Origin of the sequence: Psychromonas aquimarina ATCC BAA-1526 (assembly GCF_000428725.1) — a bacterium.
Lineage (GTDB): Bacteria > Pseudomonadota > Gammaproteobacteria > Enterobacterales > Psychromonadaceae > Psychromonas > Psychromonas aquimarina.
In genome coordinates this window covers 52114-77534 of record NZ_AUAM01000012.1, presented here as the reverse complement: position 1 = coordinate 77534, position 25421 = coordinate 52114, and the positions used below count along the sequence as shown (strand labels likewise).

Annotated in this window: 19 protein-coding genes; 15 read left to right on the top strand and 4 right to left on the bottom strand. The window is 43.4% G+C overall.

The features are described from left to right. The first annotated feature begins 45 nt into the window (after nucleotides 1-45). Nucleotides 46-306: a hypothetical protein gene (locus tag G337_RS0104610; RefSeq protein ID WP_028862834.1), complete on the top strand. Its 261-nt coding sequence runs from the start codon at nucleotides 46-48 to the stop codon at nucleotides 304-306. Between the two features lie 61 nt (nucleotides 307-367). Next, on the top strand, nucleotides 368-1189 hold the full coding sequence (locus G337_RS0104605) for a hypothetical protein (protein ID WP_028862833.1): 822 nt from the start codon (nucleotides 368-370) through the stop codon (nucleotides 1187-1189). A gap of 67 nt (nucleotides 1190-1256) precedes the next feature. Here the strand turns inward: G337_RS0104605 and G337_RS27565 are convergent, their stop codons facing one another. Next, nucleotides 1257-2909 (bottom strand): hypothetical protein, encoded by a 1653-nt coding sequence (locus G337_RS27565; RefSeq protein ID WP_051302960.1) that lies wholly within the window; start codon nucleotides 2907-2909, stop codon nucleotides 1257-1259. 363 nt (nucleotides 2910-3272) lie between these two features. Here G337_RS27565 and G337_RS0104595 point away from each other — a divergent pair, with 363 nt between their 5' ends. Together G337_RS0104595 and G337_RS0104590 are read left to right on the top strand one after the other, a co-directional pair. Continuing rightward, nucleotides 3273-5150: a DUF294 nucleotidyltransferase-like domain-containing protein gene (locus G337_RS0104595; RefSeq protein WP_028862832.1), complete on the top strand. Its 1878-nt coding sequence runs from the start codon at nucleotides 3273-3275 to the stop codon at nucleotides 5148-5150. A gap of 13 nt (nucleotides 5151-5163) precedes the next feature. Then, nucleotides 5164-5880, top strand: coding sequence for a 3'-5' exonuclease (locus G337_RS0104590; RefSeq protein WP_028862831.1), 717 nt, complete (start codon nucleotides 5164-5166; stop codon nucleotides 5878-5880). Between the two features lie 104 nt (nucleotides 5881-5984). On the opposite strand, the gene G337_RS0104585 is transcribed toward G337_RS0104590, so the two are convergent. Both G337_RS0104585 and G337_RS0104580 read right to left on the bottom strand, forming a co-directional pair. After that, nucleotides 5985-7562, bottom strand: a complete 1578-nt coding sequence (locus G337_RS0104585; RefSeq protein ID WP_028862830.1) for a BCCT family transporter — start codon at nucleotides 7560-7562, stop codon at nucleotides 5985-5987. A gap of 340 nt (nucleotides 7563-7902) precedes the next feature. Continuing rightward, the gene (locus tag G337_RS0104580) at nucleotides 7903-9183 is read right to left on the bottom strand and encodes a DUF1254 domain-containing protein (protein WP_028862829.1); all 1281 of its coding nucleotides are present in this window, start codon (nucleotides 9181-9183) and stop codon (nucleotides 7903-7905) included. Between the two features lie 489 nt (nucleotides 9184-9672). Here G337_RS0104580 and G337_RS0104575 point away from each other — a divergent pair, with 489 nt between their 5' ends. Then, entirely contained in the window at nucleotides 9673-10968 is a 1296-nt protein-coding gene (locus tag G337_RS0104575) for a hexokinase family protein (RefSeq protein WP_028862828.1), read from the top strand. 94 nt (nucleotides 10969-11062) lie between these two features. On the opposite strand, the gene G337_RS0104570 is transcribed toward G337_RS0104575, so the two are convergent. Then, nucleotides 11063-11989, bottom strand: coding sequence for a DMT family transporter (locus G337_RS0104570; RefSeq protein WP_028862827.1), 927 nt, complete (start codon nucleotides 11987-11989; stop codon nucleotides 11063-11065). A gap of 180 nt (nucleotides 11990-12169) precedes the next feature. Here G337_RS0104570 and G337_RS0104565 point away from each other — a divergent pair, with 180 nt between their 5' ends. The 10 genes from G337_RS0104565 to G337_RS0104515 all read left to right on the top strand — a co-directional run bounded on the left by G337_RS0104565 (nucleotide 12170) and on the right by G337_RS0104515 (nucleotide 25134). Next, nucleotides 12170-13039 (top strand): helix-turn-helix transcriptional regulator, encoded by an 870-nt coding sequence (locus G337_RS0104565; protein ID WP_028862826.1) that lies wholly within the window; start codon nucleotides 12170-12172, stop codon nucleotides 13037-13039. Between the two features lie 116 nt (nucleotides 13040-13155). Beyond that, a complete protein-coding gene (locus G337_RS0104560) occupies nucleotides 13156-13593 on the top strand; it encodes a VOC family protein (RefSeq protein ID WP_028862825.1) in 438 nt (145 codons plus the stop codon). 83 nt (nucleotides 13594-13676) lie between these two features. Then, on the top strand, nucleotides 13677-14987 hold the full coding sequence (locus G337_RS0104555; protein WP_028862824.1) for a hypothetical protein: 1311 nt from the start codon (nucleotides 13677-13679) through the stop codon (nucleotides 14985-14987). Nucleotides 14988-15188: 201 nt separating this feature from the next. Further along, on the top strand, nucleotides 15189-16220 hold the full coding sequence (locus G337_RS0104550) for a response regulator (RefSeq protein WP_028862823.1): 1032 nt from the start codon (nucleotides 15189-15191) through the stop codon (nucleotides 16218-16220). A 35-nt stretch (nucleotides 16221-16255) separates the two neighbouring features. Beyond that, nucleotides 16256-19888 (top strand): hybrid sensor histidine kinase/response regulator, encoded by a 3633-nt coding sequence (locus G337_RS0104545; RefSeq protein ID WP_028862822.1) that lies wholly within the window; start codon nucleotides 16256-16258, stop codon nucleotides 19886-19888. Nucleotides 19889-20405: 517 nt separating this feature from the next. Then, complete coding sequence (locus tag G337_RS0104535) at nucleotides 20406-20732, top strand: carbohydrate-binding protein (protein WP_028862821.1); 327 nt, start codon at nucleotides 20406-20408, stop codon at nucleotides 20730-20732. 328 nt (nucleotides 20733-21060) lie between these two features. Beyond that, nucleotides 21061-22851 (top strand): immunoglobulin-like domain-containing protein, encoded by a 1791-nt coding sequence (locus tag G337_RS25615; protein ID WP_051302958.1) that lies wholly within the window; start codon nucleotides 21061-21063, stop codon nucleotides 22849-22851. Between the two features lie 230 nt (nucleotides 22852-23081). Then, complete coding sequence (locus G337_RS0104525; RefSeq protein ID WP_028862820.1) at nucleotides 23082-23453, top strand: GntR family transcriptional regulator; 372 nt, start codon at nucleotides 23082-23084, stop codon at nucleotides 23451-23453. Beyond that, nucleotides 23450-24304 carry an ABC transporter ATP-binding protein gene (locus G337_RS0104520; RefSeq protein ID WP_028862819.1) on the top strand — a complete coding sequence of 285 codons (855 nt, stop codon included), beginning with the start codon at nucleotides 23450-23452 and terminating at the stop codon, nucleotides 24302-24304. Before G337_RS0104525 ends, G337_RS0104520 begins: the two co-directional genes overlap by 4 nt. Further along, nucleotides 24304-25134, top strand: a complete 831-nt coding sequence (locus G337_RS0104515) for a hypothetical protein (RefSeq protein ID WP_028862818.1) — start codon at nucleotides 24304-24306, stop codon at nucleotides 25132-25134. The genes G337_RS0104520 and G337_RS0104515 overlap by 1 nt, the downstream gene beginning before the upstream one ends. Nucleotides 25135-25421: the final 287 nt, after the last annotated feature.

The window sequence follows — 25421 nt, the reverse complement described above, 5'->3', positions numbered from 1 at the left end:
CAATCAAAACCTCTGTGTTAAGGTACTAGATAAGGATATTTATTAATGCAGTTTACCCCGTCTGATATAGAATTACTCAAAAAAGCTAGAAAAGATGTAGAAAACTGGCGCTGGATGAAATGGGTGCAGTTGGTGATATTTATAGGGCTGCCGTTTTTAGTATATTACAGTGGCGAGTTATCACTGCAGAACGGCATTATGTGGGGCGTATTTGTATTGTATGTGATTTATTTCATGGAGTTAATGCGTAACTGGAAAGGCTTAAAGAAAGAGCTGTTATTAATCAAATGCCTTGAATCAAATTAATAAGCCGCCATTTTATATCTAACTGTTCTCATTTGGCCTGAATTCAGTGGAGTTTTTATTTATGAGTAAAGTCATTAAAGAGATAAAAATCAGGTGCAGAATTCTAATAACAGCAGCAGTGCTTAATATATTATTCATAGCCCAGCCCGCAGCTGCTGACAATTACAGTAAACTCAAAGGCTCCTGGCAGTGCTCATTAGGTAATGAGAGTCACCAGCTTATATTTAAATCATCTAATCTGTTGACTTTGAACGGAGAGGCTTACCCTTGTCAAATTGCACCTGGAGTTATTTACGTGCAGGAGGAAGAAGGTGTGATAAGTTATTTTTACGCACTGCAAGGCCCTAAACTCATAATAGCTAACCCTGACGGCTCTGTTTCACAGTGTCAGCGGGGTAAAGCTAAAAAGCCCGGTAAGGCTCAGAGAAAAACGGCCGGGCTCAGTAATACACAAGCTTCTTCAAAGAGCTGGCCCCCTCCCTACGTCAGGCCTCAGGGACAGATCGATGAAAATAATCCCGGTGACCAGGCGCTGTTATATAAATTCGCCGGACGCTGGGCTAATGTCAGCACTAATACCATGACTAACATTTACCTCAGACCAGACGGCATCTATGAAGATGCCTACGAATCCAGCTACAGCGGGACTTTTAATGATCAAGGCGGCTATCAGACCGGCAGCTGGGGAGCCGCCGGTACAGAACAGTCAGGCGGACGCTGGCGGGTGGAAGGGGGCTTGAGGAGCGGCAGACTTATTTTGACAGATCCAAGCGGTTCTAAAAATGTGTATAATTATCAAGTGCATATTGAGAACGGAGAAGTATACTGGGGGGAATATTATTTCAACGGCGCGCTGTACAGTGTTAAGTATATCTACCGTTAGATAAATTGAATTCCTGCTCGTAAATATAAAAATATTCAGCAGCTGTGCCTGTTATGTTTGTTGTTTTTTAATCAAAGATCCTGCTCTGATATAGCCGGCTTTTATTTTCGCGATACTGAGCAAGTTTTTCCCGGTTTTCCTTGAGACTGTCTAATAAACTGCCTAATCTGTCTTCTTTTGTTCTCTGCTCTTTTTCATAGTTGTCCAATCTGTTTGACAGCTCATTTAAACGCTCTAGTGCATCCTGGGCTGCAAAACTAACATTGTGGCTGTTTTGGCTGTTATTTTCAGCTGCAGCTGTATTATCGGTTGTCTCTCTGCTTAGCTGTTTTCTGCTGCTGGTGCTTCTGATTGTAGTGCTGCTGGTTTGTTCTTGTTGATTTTTAATTGTTTCCTGTGATGCTGCGGGTGTTGGTGAAGCTGCTGGCGATTCCTGATTAATGACAGGCGCCTGCGTTGTTATGTCTGTTCCCGCCTGGCTGCTGTTTTCAGTGGTTACCTCAGCCTGCTGGGCAGACAGTGAGATATTACCTGGCTCAATATCGATTACAAAGTTTTCCTCTGGGAATTTACCTTTTAAGCGGTCAAATGCTGCTTCAAGTTCAAACTCCTCACTTTCTTTTTGAATTGCTAAATCTATCTGCTGCATACTTGAGACTTCACCATTTTCTTTTAAAAACAGACCTGTTCTCTGTACTTTTCCCAGTAAGTTATTTTGATTGTCGGTCAGATCAAATTCTGAAGAGGTCGAGCCTAAATATATGGCACCTACTCCGGCATCCTTTAGGCTGATCAGAGTATCTAAACCGTCTGCATCTTTAGTCCAGACCTGTAATTTTTCGAATATTTCATCATTTTCATCAATCCACAGATTGTCGTCTGCATCGTACTCCGCCAGCTCATTAAATCCCTGTCCGGTTTGTGCGCCGAACAGTTCAGAGCCGTTATTTATGCTGCCGTCGCCATTTTTATCCAAAACCAGCAGGCCGCTGCCGGGTTTTACAAATGCAATATTGTCCTGCTCACCGTCAGAATCAATATCAAACTGAAAACTTGTTTCGCTGAGCTCAACGGGAGCGCCGGATAGATTAATTACTAACGGATCTTTTAATGTTCTTTGTGATAAATTAACGTTAAGATTCTGCTCTAACTCATAGGATCGCTGCATTGACAGCTCAAGCGCAAAGTCGACTGTACGACCGTCTTCTAATCCCACTTTACCGAACGCTCTGACCTGCATATTCTGCTCTTCTTTAAGCATCTGATAACTTTCAACTTCCATCTGAAGTTGACCGGACAGCTGCAATGGGGAGCTTTCCAGCCGCCCGTTACCGCTGGCAGGTAGTTCGTTGTTAACTTGTTGAAACAAGGCTAGGTTTTCTGAAGTTTCATTGTCTGAAGCAAGAAATTCACTGTTAAATAGTGTTACCTGTTTATCGATAAGCCCGGAAACCATTTCGCTGACGGCCTGCTCATTGGTTATTTTAGTTCTCTCATTTTTATCTGCTGATGTGACTTCACTAATACTTTGACTTTCTAGCTGCTTTTTTGCGAGATAACGGGCGTTATAGGTCTGGTTTAATGTCAGCTGTGAACCAATAATATTTCTTTGTGCTTCTGGTGTATCTACGGACAGAGTACTTTGTCGTGTTTCCTGTTGAGTCTCTATTTTCTTGCCGCTGTTGGACCATAGTTGAATGTTAGAGTTGTTAATGCGCATGATTCCACCTTCGCAGATAATTGTGATTATTTAGCATATCGGCAGTTGTGATTTATTCTTGATTAAAAGTTTTTAATTGTCGCTGTTAGGTATGTTCTGATTATTTCAATGCATTCTAGGGTTTTATCTGCTGCGGCTCGGGTTTAATATACTTAGGTTGACTGCTTTGTCCTTTGTTTATTTGATTGTTAATTTATGTAATAGTGTTATCTATTGAGTTGACAGCTTATTGAATAATCAAGACCTTGTTCTTATTGATTTTTTCGCTGTATAAATACAACGTTTAATGATTGGTAACGGCTATAAACACATGTAATATAGCTGCTGATCAAACTATCTTTTATCTCACTAATCGAGCAAATAATGGAAGTCGAACTACTAGAAATTCAAGATTTTATCAGCCAGCATGCCCCTTTTGACGAGCTTCCGGAAGAAGCATTACTTGAAGTTGTACGAAGTGTTGAAATCTCTTACTACCGGGCTGACAGCACCATTATTGACTTTGGTGATAAAATTCACGAACTGTATATGATACGCAGTGGTGTGGTGGAGATATACCGCCGTAATGGTGATCTTTATAACCGCCTCGATCAGGGAAAATTATTCGGACAGATGGGGCTGCTGACCAGCAATAAAGTACGTTTTCCTGCTAAATCGGTAAACGACACGCTTTTATACTGTATTCCCGAGTCTGTCTTTCATGACTTATGTGAGCGTTTTGAAGATTTTGCTGACTTTGTTGAAGCAGAAGACAGTACCCGCTTAAAGCAGGCAGTAGAAAGTAAAAGCGATGATGCCAATGCGCTGACGACTTCCAAAGTAAAAACACTGCTGACCCGGGAGCCGCTGATGCTTGCCAGCAGCAGCTCTATTCAGTCTGTTGCGCAGATAATGGCGGAAGAGAATGTCTCCGCGGCACTGATTAATGATCCTGATATAGATGATGAGCAGGGCAGCAGTTTCGTTGGTATTATCACTGAACATGACCTTTGCGCTAAAGTAATTGCATCGGGATTAAATGTTGATAATCCGGTTTCAGAAGTGATGTCGACCGAGCTCATCTCACTGGATCACAACGCCTATATCTTTGAAGCTATGCTGATTATGCTTCGCTATAATGTTCACCACCTGCCTATTCTTAAGAATAAGCAGCCCATTGGTTTGATTGAAGTTTCTGATATTATCCGCTATGAATCGCAGAATAGTCTGTTATTTGTAAGCAGTATCTTCCAGCAGCAGAGTACCGAGGATTTAGTCCTTCTTTCTACGCAGTTAAAAGACTGTTTTGTACGTATGGTTAATGAAGATGCTAATTCTCATATGGTGGGGCGGGCCATTTCAGAAATCGGCCGCAGTTTTAAGCAGCGTTTATTAGAGTTAGCTGAAGAGGAATTCGGTCCGCCGCCTGTTCCTTACTGCTTTTTAGCGCTGGGCTCAATGGCACGTGATGAGCAGCTGATAGTTACCGATCAGGACAATGCGCTTATTCTCGATAACAGCTATGAGATCAGTAAGCATGGTGAATACTTTGAAAAACTAGCCAGTTTTGTCTGCGATGGTCTGGCTGCCTGTGGTTATAGTTACTGCTCCGGTGATATTATGGCAACCAATCCCGAGTATCGTAAAACTCAGTCACAGTGGGAAGATTGTTTTGCAGACTGGATAGACAACCCCAACCCGAAGGCTTTATTAAACAGCTCGATTTTCTTTGATCTTACTGGTGTTTACGGCCGGGTAAAATGGGCTGAGCAGTTAAATGCCTTTATTCTGCGCAGAGCCCGAAAAAATAACCGCTTTTTAGCCTGTCTGGCGCGTAATGCGCTTAACCGTACACCGCCATTGGGATTCTTTAAAGACTTTGTGATGGAGAAAGACGGCCGTCATAATAACTCGATTAATTTAAAACGCCGCGGTACAGCACCATTAGCTGATCTTATTCGTGTTCACGCACTCGCTATTGGCTCTCAATCACAAAACTCATTTGACCGTTTAGAGGATATTATTGAAGCGGGTATTCTGCCGAAATCCAAAGGAGCAGATCTGCAGCATGCCATGGAGCTTATTTCCCTGGTACGTCTGCGCCATCAGGCATTAGATATTGAGTCTGAGATTGAGCCGGATAATAATATAGAGCCTGAAAATATGTCTGATTTTGAAAGACGTAATCTTAAAGATGCCTTTTTAGTTTTGAGCAATGCACAAAACTTTTTGAAATATCGTTATAGTGCCAGCAAACTTTAAGGGTATCGTATAAATGCATAATTTTACCAATAAAGAGATCTTAAACTGGGCTGCTTTTCTGCAGGTAAAAGCAGATCAAAGTAAAGATCCGCGTCTGCAGAGCTTCTATGAAACCGGGACTTATCATGATGAAACTAAATTAAGTGATGTTGAGTTTGTTGCGCTTGATTTTGAAACAACAGGCTTAGATTCACAGCAGAACAGCATTATCAGTATCGGCCTGGTTCCCTTTAATCTGCAGCGTATTTTCTGCAGAAAAGCCAAAAGCTGGTATATCAATCCGCAGGATAATTTAGAAGAAGAGTCGATTATTATTCATGGTATCACCCATTCTGACTTGGAAGACGCACCTGATTTACGGCGTATTCTGGAGCAGCTTTTAGATGAGCTTGCAGGAAAAGTAGTGGTGGTTCATTATCGGCGCATTGAGCGCAATTTTTTTGACCGGAATTTACGTGCTCTGATTAATGAAGGAATTGTCTTTCCAGTTGTCGATACTATGCAGATTGAGGCCGATATACAGCGGAAACAGTCGCAGGGGATCATTAACTGGCTTAAGGGAAAACGACCTGAATCAATCCGTCTTGCTAACAGTCGTTTACGTTATAACTTACCCACCTATCAACCTCACGATGCTTTAACTGACGCTATTGCAACCGCTGAGTTATTACAGGCGCAGATTAGGCATCATTTCAGCCCTGATACCGCGATTAAAAAGTTATGGTTATAAAAATAAAAAAGCCGATAGACTATTAATCTATCGGCTTTTTTACATATCGCATATAGCAGCTTTAAGATGCACAGCCTGCATATTAAAGTTGAATAGTTATAGCTCTATCCTCTATGCTTTTCTGTGCGCATACCCATTATTAAACTTACACACATTATTAATAAAATAACGGTAAAGGGCAGGGCTGTTGAAATAGCACCGGCTTGTAACGCCTGAATCGCTTCAGTACCGCCAACCCAGAGTAAAGCCGCTGCAATAGCACCTTCGATAAATGCCCAGAAAACACGCTGCGGAACAGGTGCATCAACTTTACCGCCAGCAGTAATACTGTCTATTACCAGCGAGCCGGAGTCTGAAGAGGTGATAAAGAAAACCAGCACCAGTAATACAGCTAGCAATGATAACAGGCTGCCGAATGGTAGTACATCAAACATCTGGAACATAGCAAGAGGAACCTCAGTTAAACCTTGACTGCCTAATGTACCGATGTTGTTAACCACCTGATCAATCGCTACGCCGCCGAATACAGACATCCATAACACAGTCACTACCGTTGGTATAATCAATACTGCGGTAATAAATTCGCGTACTGTACGGCCGCGGGAGATACGGGCAATAAACATGCCTACAAATGGTGACCATGAAATCCACCATGCCCAGTAAAAGACTGTCCAGCCGTGCATCCAGGCTTCATCTTCACGTCCCATCGGGTTACTTAGCGGAATAATATTTTCAATATAACCCATAACAGTTGTTGGAATGGTGCCCATAGAAACAGCGAAGGTAACTAGTGCAACAAACAGTACTAATACAATAGCAAGCAGCATATTGATATTACTGATTACTTTCACACCACCTTCAATACCGCGTACCACAGAGACAACCGCAAGAAGAGTAACCACTGCAATAATGGCTATTTGAAAGGGCAGATCGGCATCAATACCAAATACATGATGAAAACCGCTTGCTGCTTGTTGTGCACCTAAGCCCAGCGATGTCGCAAGACCAAATAGAGTGGCTAATACCGCGAAAATATCAACGATATGTCCTGCCCATCCCCAGGTGCGGTCCCCTAAAATAGGATAAAAAATAGAACGCATTGAAAGCGGCAGGCCTTTATTGTAGGCAAAAAATGCTAACGATAAAGCAACAACGCCATAAATAGCCCAAGGGTGCAGTCCCCAGTGGAACATGGTTGCCCCGAGTGCAAGCTGAGCCGCTTCCGGTGTATTAGCGGTCACATTCAGCGGCGTTTCATACCAGCCGGTAAAATACGCAACGGGCTCGGCAACACCCCAGAACATCAAACCTATGCCCATACCGGCAGCAAACAGCATTGCTATCCAGGAAAGCGTTGAGTAATCAGACTTTGCATCATCGCCGCCGAGGCGAATTTTACCGAAAGGTGATACAACTAATGCCAGACAGAAAATTACAAAAATATTTGCAGACCACATAAATAAGCTGTCAAATGTACCAATAATCTGCCATTTTAAACCATCTAACGCGGCTTTAGATGTTTGCGGGTCAACGACTAAAACTGCAATTAAAAAGAGTCCGATTAAACCTGCACTGATACCAAAAACCGGGTTATGTACATCAAAGCCCCATTTTTGAACGTTATCTTGCCCGACAGTATAATCGGTATTATCTATACTGTATTTATCCTTATTTAAACTCATTAATCCTCATTAGAGCAGCTTCGCTCTTTACTTGTGTATTTATCTCGCAGAAAAGATTCTAGCAAATACAGCAGTAAATTTCAGATAAATTAATCAAACAGTTCTTTTATCAGGATAAATTTGCGGGAATACAATTAGAATTTCTGCAGATAAAGTTTTGTCTTAAGGAGTAAACAGGCTGCTCCCGGTGCGCCGTAATTAACGCATAGATGATTAAAGCTGAGCTGGGCGTCTGAATTCCTACGCAGAGTACGGGGAGTAGGAAAGCTGCTGTATATAAACTTCTTAGTTTGTCGAATAATCATCACAAGGTGCCCTCCGAAAAAGACACCTGAGTTGATTACTTGCGGTTTTCTGCAATACCTGCAGCACAACGATCAGCCTGCGTTACTAACTCGCTCATGCGCGGCTCATATAGACGCTCAACGATGTAGTACGGTTCGCCGGCGTTAACAGGCATCCAGTATGTACCATCCTTAGGATCTTCAGCAGAGAAGGTGACTGAAATTTTTCCATCTGCATCCGGCGTAGTATTGTACGAGTTAAACACGTCGTTTTTGTCCGGCAGAGTGTTGCGGGTTAGTGAACTGTAACGAGTGACTGACCAGAAGCTGTCAATAGCAGGGCTGTAGTCATATTTAATCGTGTAAGGGGCGCCGCCGATTAACGGTTTTCCATCGCTGCAGTTAGTCGCTTGTCCAGTGTAGAATGCGTGCGTCCCGCCAGTTGTGCTGTCAGTCGGCAGACCTAAGTGACCAATAATACCAAGAGCACGATATACCGGGCTGTCAGCACGTTCTTCTTTGCTGTCAATGCCGCCGAAGAACCCCATTGAATGAGAACCTTGACCAGACATTGCAGTATGTACAAACATATTAGTAGTGTATGAGATCAGCCGCTGCTGCTGCGCAGTTGAGTAAGAGCCTGCCACTGATTCAAGCAGCCCTGCGTTTTGCGGGTGCACATTATGATGGTCAAGAGTGAACTGGATGTAATTATCTGGTTCAACGTTTAATTCACCAGCTTGACCTGTAAGTTTAACCTGGTTTTGTACTGCGTGAGCGTTAGCGTAATCATCATTCGTCTTAACCTGAGTACGGATAAATAAGTGCGGGTAATCACCATTGCTTTTCAGCACTGCAGCGCCTGCTGGTATTTCGACATTTTCCCAGTCTGCATGTACGAATACGAATAAGCCGTTTTGCGGGTTAATCTCATCGTATGTAGTGTAATGCTCTGCATCCATAATCTGAATTGAGAAGTAACGATCTGCCGGGTCGATTACAGGCATTTCAAGAACGACAGGTTCGCCGGATGTTAAATCAATAATCGCTTTCGTATAGAGATGGTCTAAAGCAGGAGTAACAACCGGATCTGTTCCTTCCGTGGGCAGTTCACGAGTGTGAATTAAAGTATTAGTGCCGCCGGCGGCTTTAGCTGTGGCTGCTTTATAGTTTAAATGATGAAAAGCTTTGTAGGCGTGCAGCTCAGCTTCTGTAACAACCACTTCACCTTTTCCCCCTGCCGCGTAGTTAGTAACTGAGAAAGTGTCATGAGAAGCCGCCGCTGCAAAAGATGTGCAGGCGGCAATGGCCAATGCCGTTTTAGTAATCGTTTTCATGGAATTTACCTTTAAGTTTGTGGTTGTCCGTCCATGGAAGAAAATTCTGCTTTATTTACAACAAATTGAAACAGTGTAAATATCCACCGAAAATCGTTTGAAAGTGCAGATAATTCGATGGCGAAACAGCTTGTGAAATCATGATTTCACTATACTGCTTGTTTAGATGAATAATCGGACTTCAACAGGTTCCGTAATGGAAACTGACACTGCTTTAAGCTGGACAGCCTTTCACTATGGAATCGCAGGGAGCAGCTAGATAAGAATAAGAATCATAACTATTTCATTGTATTGAATATTTTTATAACCTTGTTGATTATCGGAGTATTAATTTCCTCTTGTCTCAGATAAAATCAGTAAAACTGTATTATGGGGGAAAACGGATGTCCTGCATTTCGGTGCTTTTACAGTGTCGATAATGCCTCTGCAAAGAAACTTTTAATTACGAATTTAGAATCATTATTAGGTAAATTATAAAGGGTCCAAGTTATGTTAGTTACAAAGAGTAAAGTTGATAGTTTTTTAAAAAAGAATGAGATGTCTGCGAGTGGAATTGACGCCGATGCCATGCTTGATGATTTCTGTTCTGAGATGCGCGGCGGTTTAGCCGGAAATGATTCATCTCTGGCAATGATTGCATCCTACGTAAGTGCTGATTCTTCAGTTCCGGCTAATAAACCGGTAATTGTTCTGGATGCCGGCGGCACTAACTTACGAGTTTGTACTGCGTCATTTGACGAACATGGCCGTGTGGATATTGAGCATTTTAAAAAATACCAGATGCCGGGTATTGCACATGAATTGAGCAGAGAGGAATTCTATACAACTCTTTGTGATTATCTTGAGCCGGTTATCAATAAGTCTGATTCAATTGGTTTCTGCTTTTCCTACCCGACAGAGATTTCTCCTGAAAAAGACGGAAAACTGCTGTGCTGGACCAAAGAAGTAAAAGTTCCTGAAGTTGTCGGGGAATATATTGGTGAAGGTCTTCTTGAAGCGCTGGCTGAAAGAGGGCATAAAGGCAAAAAACTGGTACTTTTAAATGATACTGTGGCGGCGCTTCTTGCTGGTAAAGCGGTTGGCGAACAACGCAAGTGTGACGGTTATATCGGATTCATTCTTGGTACCGGTACAAATACCGCATACGTTGAGAGTAACCGCAATATTGATAAGATTGAAGCGGTTGACGGAGCACAGGTTATTAATGTTGAATCTGGTAATTTTAATAAATGTCCGCAGGGCATTATTGACAAGCAGTTTGACGCATCAACGGCAAATCCCGGCGCTTATATCTTTGAAAAAATGATTTCCGGCCGCTACCTTGGTGAAGTTGCCCTTGAGGTTATAAAGCAGGCCACCAGAGACGGTTTGTTCTCTGAATCTGCAGCTGCTGAAATTACGGCTCTAAACTGTCTGGAAACTGCTGATTTAAGTCTGTTTCTTGAGAATCCGTTTAATGTGGTTGCGCCGTTCTGCAGTAAGACTATTCTCGAAGAAGATCGTGAAACATTATATTACCTTGTGCTGGATCTGATTGACCGTTCAGCAAAACTAACGGCGGTTAATATTGCCGCTGCCGTTGTTAAGGGAGATGCAGGGCGCAGTCCTTTATATCCGGTATGTATTAATGTTGACGGCTCTACCTACCATAAGCTGTATGGTTTACGTGCCAAGTGTGAAGCTTATCTGAGCAGCCTGCTTAACAGCCGCGGTTACTACTTTAAAACTATTGAAGTAGAGAATGCGCCGGTTATCGGCAGTGCCATTGCCGGCCTTGTAGGGTAAGATTTTCTCAAATCCGCTAGTTCGAAAGGCTTACAGTATGCTGTAAGCCTTTTTTACTTTTATAGAAACAGATCTGTATTTTATTAATTTTCCATCATCTCTCTGCTTTCTGATTTTCAAGTACGAATTTAGAGCGCTTAAACAGAGAAAACAGCGGCTTTTTGTACTGGGTTAAAAAGCTGCCGAACAGGACAGACAGCAGTCCGGCACTTGAGTAAACCGTCCATTGATAATCTTCATAAACACTCGATACCAGCAGTGCAACAATCGGTGTAATAACTAACAGATAAGCCGCGCTGTTGGCCCCGATACGGTCAACTAAAACCAGGTAAACGGTAAATCCAATCACTGATGCCGGAACGGCTAAATAGAATAAACTGCCTAAGTACAAGGGGCTGCTGCTGACTGCAAAGGGCAGTCCTTTGCAGGTGATTAAAGCAAATAAAGCGATACAGCCGTAGAGCATGGCGTAACTGGTAGCGGTAAAGGGCTGAATACTGCTGCGGCTGTTGCGGATACTGATCATATTTCCCATTGAAAAACACCAGGTACCGGCAAGTGCATAAGCTAAGCCGATTAATACCTGCACAGACCAGTCTGTCTGCATAAGATCCCCGGCAAACAGTAAACTAACACCTGTAAGCCCGACTGCAGCACCGAGCCAAAAATTCGGGCTAGTCGGCGTTTTATAAAACAGTTTACCATGCACCGCATTAAAGACAGGTGCTGCTGCCATTACTACAGCAGTCAGACCGCTGGCGATATATCCGGTGGAGCTGTAAAAGGCGATAAAATTACAGCAGAACAAACATATCCCCTGCAGAGCAAAAAACAGATGCTGACGGCGGGTGGTTTTCTGTAGTTTTTTGAAATACCAGCCGCCGATAAACATAAGGGCGGCTGCAATTGCAAAACGGTAGAATATCGATACCTCCATCGGTATCGGGCCATGCTGCCATTTAATGGCAATCCAGGAAAACCCCCAGGTTAAAATCATTACAAAATATAATAGTGCAGACATTTTTTATCCTTAAATATAACTTCTAATCACACTATTATTGCCTGTTCGGCGAAAGGCTTCTGTCACGATCTTTTCAAAACTATCACAATATTGCGCTTTTCTTTTCTGATATGTTGAGCGTTCTGCTGTTAACGGGTAGGCTTATCTGTGGTTGTGGTGGAATGTTAAAAGGGATGCATATTGAGAGATAATCAGGGAAAAGATATCAGCTTTGAGCAGTCGAGTCAGATCTGTCTTCGGAAAAAATCCTTAAGCAGCGGTTTAAGGTGGGCACATTATCAGAATGATCATGAGCGGATATTTTACGCTAACAACAAACAGCACACCTTAAGCATGTATCTAAGCGGCGGATTTGAAACCCATAGAACGGATATTCGCTCTGATTTCGGCGCGCCGGGTCGTTTTTGTCTGATGCCGAAAGGCTGTGAAAGCCACTGGCAGCTCGGCCGTCCGCAGCAGTTTATGCATCTCTATTTTGATGATAATTATTTAAAACAGTTAGCCTTAAAAACCTTTGATATAGACCCGCGCATGCTTTCATTACCCGAGCTTACCTTTGTCGAAAACAGCGGATTAGAAGCGATGTTCCGCCATCAAATGGTAAATACCGACTGGTTAGACACTAACAATCAGATGTTAATGGAGCAGGTAACTAACACGATTTTAGTGACCATGCTGCAGAATTTAGGCGCAGCTAAGTTTACTGATAAAGTGAAGGGCGGTTTAGCACCTAAAGTACTGCTGCAGGTTTGTGATTTTATACATGCTTTTTTTCATCGGCAGATATTTCTCAGTGAATTAGCTGCAGTAGCGCAGTTAAGTGAGTATCATTTCTGCCGCATGTTTAAAGAAAATATGGCGCAGACGCCGCAGGAGTACATAACTGCAGTAAGAATTAAGCAGGTAAAACTCCTGATCTCAACAACTAAGCTGTCACTTACTGATATAGCGCTGCAGTGTGGTTTTGCTAATCAAAGTCATATGGGGCGCTGTTTTAAAAAAATTCAGGGGATTACTCCCAAACAGTATCGTAATTATTTACTTGGTTAATTTTTAGTGCAGTAAAAACGGCATCGCGTTATATTTACTTCCCTATTTTCATTCTCTGCAGCCCGCAGTTACGGCGCATAAGTTTTGTAAGCTACTATTTATTTTTAAGGATAATAATGAAGCAGTCAATCGTGCATATTGCTTTAGTGGTTAAGGATTATGATGAAGCTATTGATTTTTATGTTAATAAGCTGAAGTTTGAACTGATAGAGGATACTTATCAACCGGAGCAGGATAAACGCTGGGTTGTGGTTTGCCCTCCAGGATCAAAAGGAGTCAGCCTGCTACTCGCCCGGGCATCCAAGCCGGAGCAGCATGACTTTATCGGCAATCAGTCCGGCGGTCGTGTTTTCCTTTTTTTGAATACTGATGACTTCTGGCGTGACTATAAACGCATGCTCTCAGAAGGCATTAAGTTTGTCAGACCTCCGAAAGAGCAGGGTTATGGAACGGTTGCTGTATTTGAAGATCTTTACGGTAATCTTTGGGATCTGCTGCAGTTAAACGAAGATCACCCGGTATCAATTAGAACAACAGATGCTGATCAAAAGTAAAATTAACTGCCTGGCGGTGTATTCATGTATATTTTCTTCTATTAAACAGTGCGCTGCACTGTTATTTACTTTCAGGCGGGTTTATGTCGGTTCTTTCTCCAAATAGTGTATTTACTTCTCTTCAGCAGCATGGTCCTTTTGCCGTTACTGACGATTCACTCAATGCCGGTTGTTTTTCTGTGCAGACCCGGCAATGGATAAAAGACCTGCAGAAGGATCCGAATAATATTACTAAGTACCGCGCACTGCGCAGTCAGATATTTGAGTTTTTAGGCGTGGACTGTATTAGTCAGGTTCAATCCTTGATTGCTGATAAAGATCTGCGTCAGACTCGTAGTGATCGAGCGCTGCGGCTTTTAGGTAATATGTTCGGTATTGACGGTAATCTGAATGAGATAAGCAGCCGTGTTGATGAATATGCGCGCACTGCTGATGCGGTTATCCATTCGATTACCGATAAAATTCTTTCTCCCTATGCTTCACATATTGAAACCACCAATGAAATAGAAGTTACCAATAATCCCGTTGAACTGTTATTGATTATGTTTAATGATGATTATCATAAAAAAGCACGTTTTGAAGCACGTCGTAAACTGATTTTAATGACACTGGCCGGCAGCATTGACCAGCGAGAACGTGAAACGGATATCGAAAATAAGTTTTCTACTTTTCTGGAATTTTTAAACGGTTATGTGTGGAGTCCGAATCTGAAAATCGGCGAGTTAGATCCGGTTTATCTGCACTCTACCCACAGTGAGCAGGACTACCGTTGTACTGCAGTAAGTGTATTGACGCCCAAGCAGGCGAAGTTAGTGCAGCCCGCTAAAGACAATAAGCTTACTTTAGTTAAACGCCGTAGTTTTAATGTCGGAAAGAAAAAAACACCTATTTATGTTTCCATAAGAAAGAAACCGCCTGAAGCTAAAGTATTAAAACTGTTAAGAAAAAATCAGAAAAACCCGGCGGTTGCCGTGGACGATGAATTAGGTTTAATGGCGGTACTGGACTCAGTAAGTGATGTTAGAGCTTTTCAGCAGCACCTTACCCGCAGCGCTTCTAAGGCAGATTCATTAATGGTGCTGGAAGATATTTCAGATACCTTAGTTGAACATACTGTGTACCGCGGCCGGGCTGTCGGCTCCAGTGATAAAACCTCAATGATGAAGTTTTTTGCGCGCCTCGGCGGCATGCGTGTGGAGTTTATTATCCATACCAATCAGACCTGGTTAAATTATATGTATCAGCAGGATGTGGCGCATAATGAGTATGAGGTAAAACGCCTTTTTGACAGCGGTGTTATCGAACTGCTTTTTCCGATGGATATTTTTCATCTTAAACACCTTAATACCCGTAATGAGATGGTGCAGTTTTTCCGTAAACAGATTGAATCTTAATATTATGGCAGGGCAGAGAAGGCGCCTTAACTGCCTTGCCCCAAGTTAACGGGTGCTTTTATATTAATATCAGTCTCATATATTCACATTAAAGTTATGCTTTGCTGCAACTTCATTTATAATCAGGAACTACTCTTAACTAGCTGTTAATGCTGAGCAAGGTATCTATTTCCAATACATTAAACTGAAATTGAGGGACCAATGACAGATCTGAGTGAACAAAAACCTGTAATTTTAGTTGTTGATGATATTCCTGAGAATATCCATGTTTTATCCGGTATTTTAGCGGATGAATTCACCGTTAAAGCCGCCAAAACAGGGCAGAAGGCCCTTAAAATTGCCAATTCGACTCCCAAGCCGGATCTGATTTTATTAGATATTATGATGCCGGAAATGGACGGTTATGAGGTTTGTCTGGCGTTAAAAGCCAATCCGGTCACTGCAGGGATTCCGGTTATTTTTGTTACTGCAAAAGCACAGGAAGTGGATGAACAGAAAGGTTTTGAACTTGGCGCCGTTGACTACATCACTAAGCCGATAAGTCCGGCAATTGTCAAAGCCCGGGTTCGCACACAGATTGCTTTATATGATCAGAATAAAGCGCTTGCTGTACAGGTTCGAGAGCGCACCCGGCAGCTTGAAGAAAGCCGCTTTGAAATTATCCGCAAACTGGGACGCGCCGCTGAATACAAAGATAATGAAACCGGCATGCACGTGCTGCGCATGAGCCACTACACTAAAGTATTAGCCGAGCAGTTAGATGTCAGCAGGGACTGGGTGGAGCTGCTGTTTAATGCGGCTCCCATGCATGATATCGGCAAAATAGGTATTCCAGACCATATCCTTGGTAAACCGGGTAAACTTGATGCTCAAGAATGGAATATCATGCTCCAGCACGCCCGGATCGGGGCAAATATTCTCGATGATAATGAATCTGAAATTCTGCAGCTGGCTCAGGAAATTGCGCTGTGCCACCACGAAAAATGGGACGGCAGCGGTTATCCGAACGGCCTTGCGGGGCAGGAGATACCGCTTTCTGCCCGTATTGTTGCAATATCCGATGTTTTTGATGCACTTACCAGTACACGGCCCTATAAAGAAGCCTGGCCCGTTGAGAAAGCGGTTTGTCTAATAGAAGAGCAGGCAGGGCTGCATTTTGATCCTGTGCTTGTGCCGTTATTTATTAGTCAGCTGGACAATATTCTTAAAATAAAAGCGTCATTTACGGACTAGCCGGCAGTACTTACACGCAATACAATGAGGTCATAATGCAGCAGCTTTCAGGGAACAGAAACGAGTCATATGTTAGTGATTCGAAAAGAATTTTGATTGGTTTCTGCATTGCGATGCTGATGCTGATCACGGCCGGAACCGCAGGCTGGAACAGTTTAAATAAACGCTTTTCTGCCGTTGACAGTTATGCTCTCAGCAGTCAGCTTGTTATGGCCCTGGATCGTGCTCGTTTATATCAGCTGACCTACAGCCGTGATAACAGCAGCGAGTCGGCTTCGGCCGCCAAAAAGGAAACTGCATTAGCGCTGTCTTTAGCGATGCAGTTTTCTTTAGAGAAGGGCAACAGCGGGGATGCTGAGAAGGCGCTTAAAAATTATCAGACCGGGACTGAGCAGTATTATCAGCTTAAGCAGCAGAGCCGGCAGATTAGAAAAAGCATGGCTGAGACCTCGGCTTCTGCTTTACTACATGCACGGACGATGCAGAAACTGCAGCAGCAGTATCAGGATGCTGATACGCTTAAAATTAAACAGCACAAAGAGCTGATGATGGCAGTTACTGCGAATAGTGCGGAAGTTCAGAAACTTGTCTCGTTTACTGCTAACGCGCAAAGCTATGCCAAAGACTTCCAGTTAACGCAGCTGCCGAAGGTTTATAACCAGACTATCCTTGAGATCAATAAAATATCGACACTGCTTAAACAGCTGGATAATTCAATTAAGGATCCGCACAGTCGTTCTCTGCTGCTCAGTATTAATCAGGCAAAAAACCGTTTTCATGTTAGTTTTACGCAGCTGCGCGGGCAGACAAATCCGCGCCTGCTGCAGTCTATTACTGCTCAGCTGAGCCGTGCCGGCAAAGACTTTTCTACCGCCTCACTGTCATTAAGGGATAATGAACATATTTTACTCAATAAAATACAGTCAGATCTGTCTCATATTCAGATGCTCTCAGCTGATCGTATGCTGCTCTCTAAAGCGGTATTCAGGCTGGAAAACAGTATTAATGATGCCAGCCTGCTGGACAGAGATTTTGTTTTAGCGAATACGCCGGAGATGCGCACCTTTTATGCGCAGCAGGTTGCACAGCGCCTTGGCGATGCTTTGCAGGAGGGCAGGCAGCTTTATAACAAATTAACTAAGCAGGATGACAAGAAGGCTTTTATAGCGCTTGAATCCAGAGTCCAAGACTACCTAGACAGCTTTGAGCAGTTAGTTGCAGTGAATCTGTTATCCGATAAGGTTACACAGGAGATGCATGCCGCTGTCTCCCTGGCAGATAAAGCCATATTAGCTGCCCGCGATAAACAGTTAAGCGCTTTTCAGTCCTCGAGCAGCCTGTCCGGTTATCTCGCATTCGGCGGGATCTTCTTTGTTATCACAGTGATTCTGCTGGTTATACTGACCAGTAAATCATACAGCGCGCTGCAGAGGTTTGCTGATAAGCTGGCTGACGCCCGGGATGAAGCTGATTCAGCTAATCTGGCCAAATCAGATTTCCTGGCTAATATGAGCCATGAAATAAGAACGCCGATGAATGCCATTATCGGTATGAGCTATCTGGCGCTGAAAACAGATCTCAATAAAGCGCAGCGCAATTATATCAATAAAGTTAAGCTGTCTGCGGACTCTCTGCTCGGGCTGATTAATGACATTCTTGATTTTTCAAAAATTGAAGCCGGTAAACTTGATATTGAAAACATCGATTTTCATCTGGAAACGGTACTCGACAATATCACTAACCTGGTCGGGCTGCGGGCTTCTGAAAGAGGTTTGGAGCTGCTGATTCATATTGATGAGAATGTGCCGACGGCACTGATCGGCGATCCGCTGAGGCTCAGTCAGATTCTGGTCAATTTAAGCAATAATGCGGTGAAGTTTACCGAAAAGGGCGAGATTAAAATTCATATCTCTGTTGCCGCGCAGCACCAGCAGCAGGTTACCCTGCAGTTTGAAGTAGCTGACAGCGGTATCGGCATGACCCGGGAGCAGGCCGATAAGCTGTTTAATAAATTTACCCAGGCGGACAGTTCTACAACCCGAAAATACGGCGGCACAGGTTTAGGTTTAGCAATAAGTAAGAATCTCTGTTCACTGATGGGGGGAGAAATCACGGTCAGTAGTGAAATTAATAAAGGGTCTGTATTTTCTTTTACCGCGCAGCTGCAGTGCAGCACTATGCTTAAGCAGGAGCCGGTTGTTATTCCACCGGCATTAAATGAACTGAAAGTGCTGGTGGTTGATGATAACTCCAGTGCTCGGCTGATTGTGACAGAAATTCTGCAGTCGCTGAAATTTGAAGCGCAGGCGGTTAATAGTGCGGATGACGCACTTGCGGCTATGAAGCAGGCTGATCTGTCTAAATGCCCCTTTGATCTGCTTATCATTGACTGGAAAATGCCGGGTAAAGACGGTGTGGATCTGGTTGAGTCTATTGAACAGCTACGGTCGATAGATAAACGGCCTAATATCATAATGTTAACGGCTTATGGACGAGAAGAGCTGGCGGATGCACTGACTTGTAGAAAACTGCAGGTAAAAACTATTTTAGATAAACCCGTTACCTCCTCGCACCTGTTCGATGCCGTTATTAATACCTACGGCCTGCAGAGCGGCCGTATCAGCCGTGATGATCTAAGCCGGCACAGTCTGCAGGAAAGTACCGCCAAACTTGCCGGCGCACATATTCTACTGGTTGAAGACAATGATATTAACCAAGAGCTGGCGAAAGAGTTATTAGAAAGTCAGCAGATTTATGTGAGCATAGCGGAAAACGGCCAGGAAGCAGTTAAGCTGTACGGCGAGTATGTGTTTGACGGTATATTAATGGATTGTCAGATGCCGGTGATGGATGGTTATGAAGCGAGCGAGCATATTCGCCGTAAGCTGGGAGACACAAAGATCCCTATTATTGCCATGACGGCTAATGTTATGGAAAAAGACCGGGAAAAAGCGCTGCTTTCGGGGATGAATGATCTTATCGCTAAACCTATCGATGTTCCCTGTATGTTTAAGACATTAGCAGAATGGGTGATACCGGCTAATCCGGAAATGCGAAGGGTAACTTCTGATGCAGAGACTCAGCTAAATTTACCTGTTATAGACGGAGTAGACACAAAAACCGGTCTCAATGCTGCTAACGGTAAAGTGCCGCTGTACCTCAAATTGTTAAAACGCTTCAGCGAAACTTATTCAGATCAGGCGCAGGTAAAAAACAGTCTGGCTGGATCGGGAGAAGAAAGAGAGCGTTATATTCATACTATTAAGGGAGTTTCCGGCACTATAGGTGCTAAATCACTGCATAAGCTCTGTGAAGAACTGGAGTTGAACGAGTCAGCTATGAATATGCAGCAGATCTCTGAACACACAGCTTTAATACAGGTACGTTTAGCTGATATAACAACTGCGCTGAGTGAATTTTTTGTACAGAACAGCGCACAAGAGCAGCAGCCGCAACAGGCAGCATATGCTGTTGATACAGATCTGCTGAATAATTTAATTACTAAAATTGAACATGATGATACCCAGGCATTAACGATAGTGAGCGGCCTGTCTAATGCCGGGCTAATCGGTTTGACAGAAGATGAATTTACTCAGTTAGAAACAGCACTGGAAGAGTTTGATTTTGATGAAGCGCTGCAGATAATAAAAAGCACTACTATTAATTAGTATGCTTGAGAGAGCATTATTAATCTATTTTCATTTAACATGAGCGATTGAATTCACTTCGGTGAAATATGCTTTGCGGCGGATCAGTTGATCAAGCCGCTGATGCAGTTTCATGTGATGGAGACAGACATATCTCCATTACAAAATGATAGTGCCGATTTGACTGCTTATGAATATATTTTCACACCTGATACTGCCGGCTCAAAGTCATCCCTTTTCTGATTCTTTCTCCTGCTTATTAAGGTTAACTGCGCATACTAACCTTCACTTAGTAAGAATATTTTCTGTGTGTTTTCTTCCGTAAGGCTGCTTTTTAGGGGCGTTATTATTATTAAACAGCAGCTTAATTATTTGAAAGGTGAGTTAGGGGCAAGATGTTAAAGTGAAAAAATGTGATCGGAGTGAAAAGTCGTGAAAAAGGGTGAATTTGTGTAAATAGCATCCGGAGGCAGGGGAATTCCTGCCGCTGCTGCTCTATTATTCAGCTTTGTCTTTTGAAGCATAAGGAATGAACTTAATGAAAGCATTTAAGAAACTACTATTAGCAGCGTTGATTTCCGGAGGTGTATCACTGCCGGTCACAGCTTACAGCGCGGGGGACTCCTATGATGCAGTAATGATGGAAGAGCATGATCATGACCATGCTCATGACCATGCTCATGACCATGCTCATGATTACGACCATAATGATACACCGGTCGTGCCCGGCGCAGAATGGGACCCTGAAGCCGCTTATAACACAGGGGACGAGGTAACTTACAATGATCTGGCCTATAGGGCACTATGGTGGACGCAGGGGGATCACCCTGGTACGTCTGACGCATGGGAAAAAAGTCAACAATAAGCGGTTTGTGCTGTTTCAAAACTAAGCAGGAAATTAATAACGGGTAACGGCTGATGCTGATACCCGTTTCTTTATAGATTAACATTTATAACAGCAAGGAAATTTACAATGCTTTTTATTTTAGAAAATGATTTTCTGTGTCATATAACACAAGTAAGCCTATGTTTAATAAGACTAAGCTGCAGCATAAAATTGAAAAATATAAGTAAATAAGTTAAGAGTAACAAGCAAGTGTAAATTAAGTGTAAAGACAGGGAGGCTGGAGAGAATTCCTATAGATATTGCCCTATTATCCAGGCTCATATCTGCAATATTAGGAGTTAAATCAATGAAAACGTTCAAAAAGTTGCTGTTAGCCGGGTTAATTTCTGCAGGTGTTTCGCTGCCTGCCGCCGCCGCCGACAAAGCCATGGTTAATCCGCAGGGTAATGTATTAGTCGGTTACTGGCATAACTGGGCTGATGGTGCTGGTTATAAAGGAGGAAATGCTCCCTGGGTAGATTTAGACGAGGTTCATGCCGCCTGGAATGTGGTGAATGTTTCATTTATGAAGGCATATCCGCCGCAGAAAATTCCGACTTTTGTATTAGATCCCCGTGTAACTGATGCAGAATTTATCGCTCAAATTTCACAAATAAATTCACAGGGACGTGCAGTACTGCTGGCCTTAGGTGGCGCAGATGCTCATATAGAACTGCAGACTGGTGATGAGCAGGCTTTTGCAGATGAAATTATCCGCCTGACCGAAAAATACGGCTTTGACGGTCTGGATATTGATCTGGAGCAGGCCGCTATTACCGCTGGAGATAATCAGAGTGTTATTCCTGCCGCGCTGATTATTGTTAAAGATCATTACCGCGCGCAGGGCAAGAACTTTATGATCACAGCCGCGCCTGAATTTCCTTATCTGACCGTTGGCGGGGCTTATCTGCCTTATCTGGATGCACTGGAAGGTTATTATGATTTCATTAACCCGCAGTTTTATAACCAGGGCGGAGACGGTTTATGGGTTGCTGACTACAATAACGGCCAGGGGATATGGATGACAGGTGAACATGACGAGTTCCCCTATTATATGAGCCGCGCCTTAGCTAATGGTATAGACGGATATAGTCAGATCCCGCATGATCGTCTGGTCTATGGAACACCTGCAAATATTGATGCTGCCGCTTCCGGATTTGAAAATCCACAGGATATTTATCAGGGGCTGACGCGTATGGCGCAGGACGGGCAGGCTCTGCATGGTATTATGAGCTGGTCAATTAACTGGGATATGGGCACGAATGTCAGCGGCGCTGAATACAATCAGCAGTTTATTAAAGATTACGCGGAATTTGTTCATAACGGGCCGGTTGATCCGAATGAAGGTTTCCCGGAAATAGCCGGCATAGAAGATACCAGTATTCAGCTTGGCAGTGAATTTGATGAGATGGCCGGTGTCACGGCTTCTGATGAAGAAGACGGTGATTTAACGGAGTCAATTATTGTAACGGGTGTTGTGGATGAAAATAGCGCAGGCAGTTACGAAATCACTTACAGTGTCACGGACTCCGATAAGAACACTACAACAGAAGTCAGAAATGTGGATGTTCTAGTGAACCAGCCTCCGGTTATCATCGGCGTTGAAGATGAAACGATTTTTGTTAATGAAGTCTTTGATCCTATGGCCGGTGTGAGTGCATCAGACAGTGAAGACGGGGACCTTACAGATGCTGTTATTGTAAGCGGCAGTGTAGATAATGCCGTTGTCGGCGATTACAGCTTAACCTACAGCGTAACAGATTCTGGAGATGTGACTACGGTTGAAGAGCGTATTATTACTGTGAAAGAACAGGAAGATCCCGGTGAAAATACATGGGATGCCGCAACTGTATATAATACAGATGACAAGGTGATTTACGATGCTGTTGAATATACCGCACTATGGTGGACACAGGGTGATGTCCCAGGTAAATCAGATGTCTGGAAAGCAGATACTAACGGTGCTGTGCTGGAGTGGTCTGCCGATACAACCTATAACGGTGGTGATAAAGCCTTGTATCAGGGACTTACCTGGACGGCAAGCTGGTGGACAAAAGGGGATGTCCCCGGTTCATCTGATGTATGGAAACAGGATTAATTTTACTTAAAATAGTAAATAATTATCCGCCTGCGCTGTTTTAATGCTGAGTAGGAAAAATCATAACGGGTAACAGCCTATGCTGCTGCCCGTTTTTTTATCAGCCGCCTTTTACCGTTACCTCATGCACTACTCTGTTCTCCGCTTCTTTTATCTCCTGTAAGGCTTGCATTCAGCTTCTCTTAGAGATATGGTGTTATACATAAGTATAACACCATAACAGGGACGCTATGACCGACTGGAATGATAAACAACCTATATTTCATCAAATAAAAGAGCTGATCGAAGAGCAGATTCTGCTTGGAGTATGGCTGGAGGGGAGTGCATTACCTTCGGTAAGAGTTGTTGCTGCAGATATGAAAATTAATCATCTGACCGTGATGAAAGCTTATCAGCTGCTGGTTGATAAAAACCTAATTGAAAAAAAACGCGGTCAGGGCATGTTCGTTTTACCCGGCGCCGCTGAAAAACTGAAAATGGAAAAAAAGCAGTTGTTTTTAACCCGGGACATCCCGAATATTGTGCAGCTGCTGAAACGGATTGATATGCCTTTGCAGGATTTTATTAAAGAGTTAGAAAAACAAATTGAGGAAAGCCAATGAGCACATTAGTCAGCGCTGCACATATCACTAAAAAGTACCAGTCCACCATGGCGGTTAAAGATGTTTCTTTTGAACTGCAGGCCGGGCAGGTACTCGGCCTGTTAGGGCATAATGGTGCGGGAAAATCCTCGCTGATCGGTGCGCTCCTGGGCTCTTTGCGTCATCAGGGAGAAGTTCGGGTCTGCGGCTTAAATCCGGTCAGTCAGCGTGCCGAGTTAATGCGCCATCTGGCATATATTTCGGATGTGAATGTATTACCGGAGTGGATGACAGTTGCACAGATTTTACGCTACACCAGCGGTGTGCACCCGAGTTTTGATATCAGTAAAGCTAAAGAGTTACTCAGCAGTACACAGATAGCACTGCGCACGAAAATCGGCGCTCTGTCTAAAGGTATGAAGGTGCAGCTGCATCTGTCTATTATTATTGCTACTGATACTAAGGTTTTAATTCTTGATGAGCCGACCTTAGGTTTGGATCTTATTTATCGTGACACCTTTTATCGTCATCTTATCGAGTGGTTTCATGATGGTGAACGTGCCCTAATTATTGCCAGTCATGAAGTTAATGAAATTGAACACCTGCTCACCGATGTACTAATGCTCAAGCAGGGGAAAGTTGTGCTGCAGGGCGATATGGACTCGTTGCATGCTCAGTATTTTATTGTTGATGCAGTGCATCAGCATCAGGAGGCCATTAAGCAGATGGCGCCGATCTCTTCTCAAGCTGGTCTCGGCAGCAGTAAATGGCTGCTCAGAAGTGAGTACCGCTCACAGGCAGAAGAGCTGGGAGAAATTATAAATCCGACCCTGCAGGAAATCTTTATTGCACTTCAAAAGGAGGGCGCGTAATGCATCCAAGTTTATTTATGCTTGAAAAAGAGCTCATTGAACATAAAATTGTTACCCGTTTACCGCTTTTTTTACTGATTTTCGGCTTATTAATACTGGGCTCGATAATGTTTAATAGTGACTCCGTTAACAGTATGTCGCTGCAGTTTAGTTATCAGGGCGATCTGTCAGCGGACTTTAGTCAGGGGCTTAGCAGTTTCATCTCAATGAGTGCCGGCGCTGTTTCTCTGCTGTTATCAATAATGTATCTGGCAAAAACGTTTCTTAAAGAGCGCCAGGAGGGCAGTCTGATGTTCTGGCGCAGTATGCCGGTATCAGATGCACTGACTCATGCCGTTAAGCTGGGCTTTGCATTGATTTTAATTCCGCTGATCTGTTCGGCTCTGGTCCTAAGTGCCGAGCTGTTACTGTGGTTTATTTCATTAACCAATGGTCAGAATTTAATTAGTCTGCTGGGGGAAGTCTCATTTTTCGGAGCACTGCTTAGCTGGTTACTGTTTATGGCTAAAATGATTCTGGTTAGTTTAGCGCTGCTGCCGCTGGCCTGTCTGCTGCTGGCCGTTTCTCAGGTAAGTAACTTTCCTTTGCTGGTGGTGGTAGTGGGAGCTTATACGCTTGAATTTCTCTGCAGTTATGTTTTTTCTTTTACAGCTCTGGCTGATTTCATCGACGATATTATGTCAATGCCGCTGACGCTGCTGACGGCGCAGCAGCCGTTAATGGTGTTTGCTCAGGTCGGCTGGTTATCCTGTTTAGGTGCTTATCTGCTTGGCGGCTTGTGCCTGCTGTTTAGTCTGTTAATAAGAAGACAGGGGAAATTCGCAGGCTAGTCGAAACGACAGTGTCCGGTAGATAAACTCCGGACACTGTTGTTGTTGTTGTTGTTGTTTTGTGGTTTTTTAATATCTGAAAGAACAGTATTTTGTATACCTGCCGCTTCCTGCATTACCTGTTTAATGACTATACTTACCCCTGTAAGTGATCTCCTGCTTATATTCAAATGATAAATAACCAATCAAATGGTCATTATTTTTCAAAAGGGTATGCTGTCTGCGTACTTACCGGCTGTATTTAATCATGTTGATCCAGCCGGCTAAAAATCCAGGTAAACCGTTCA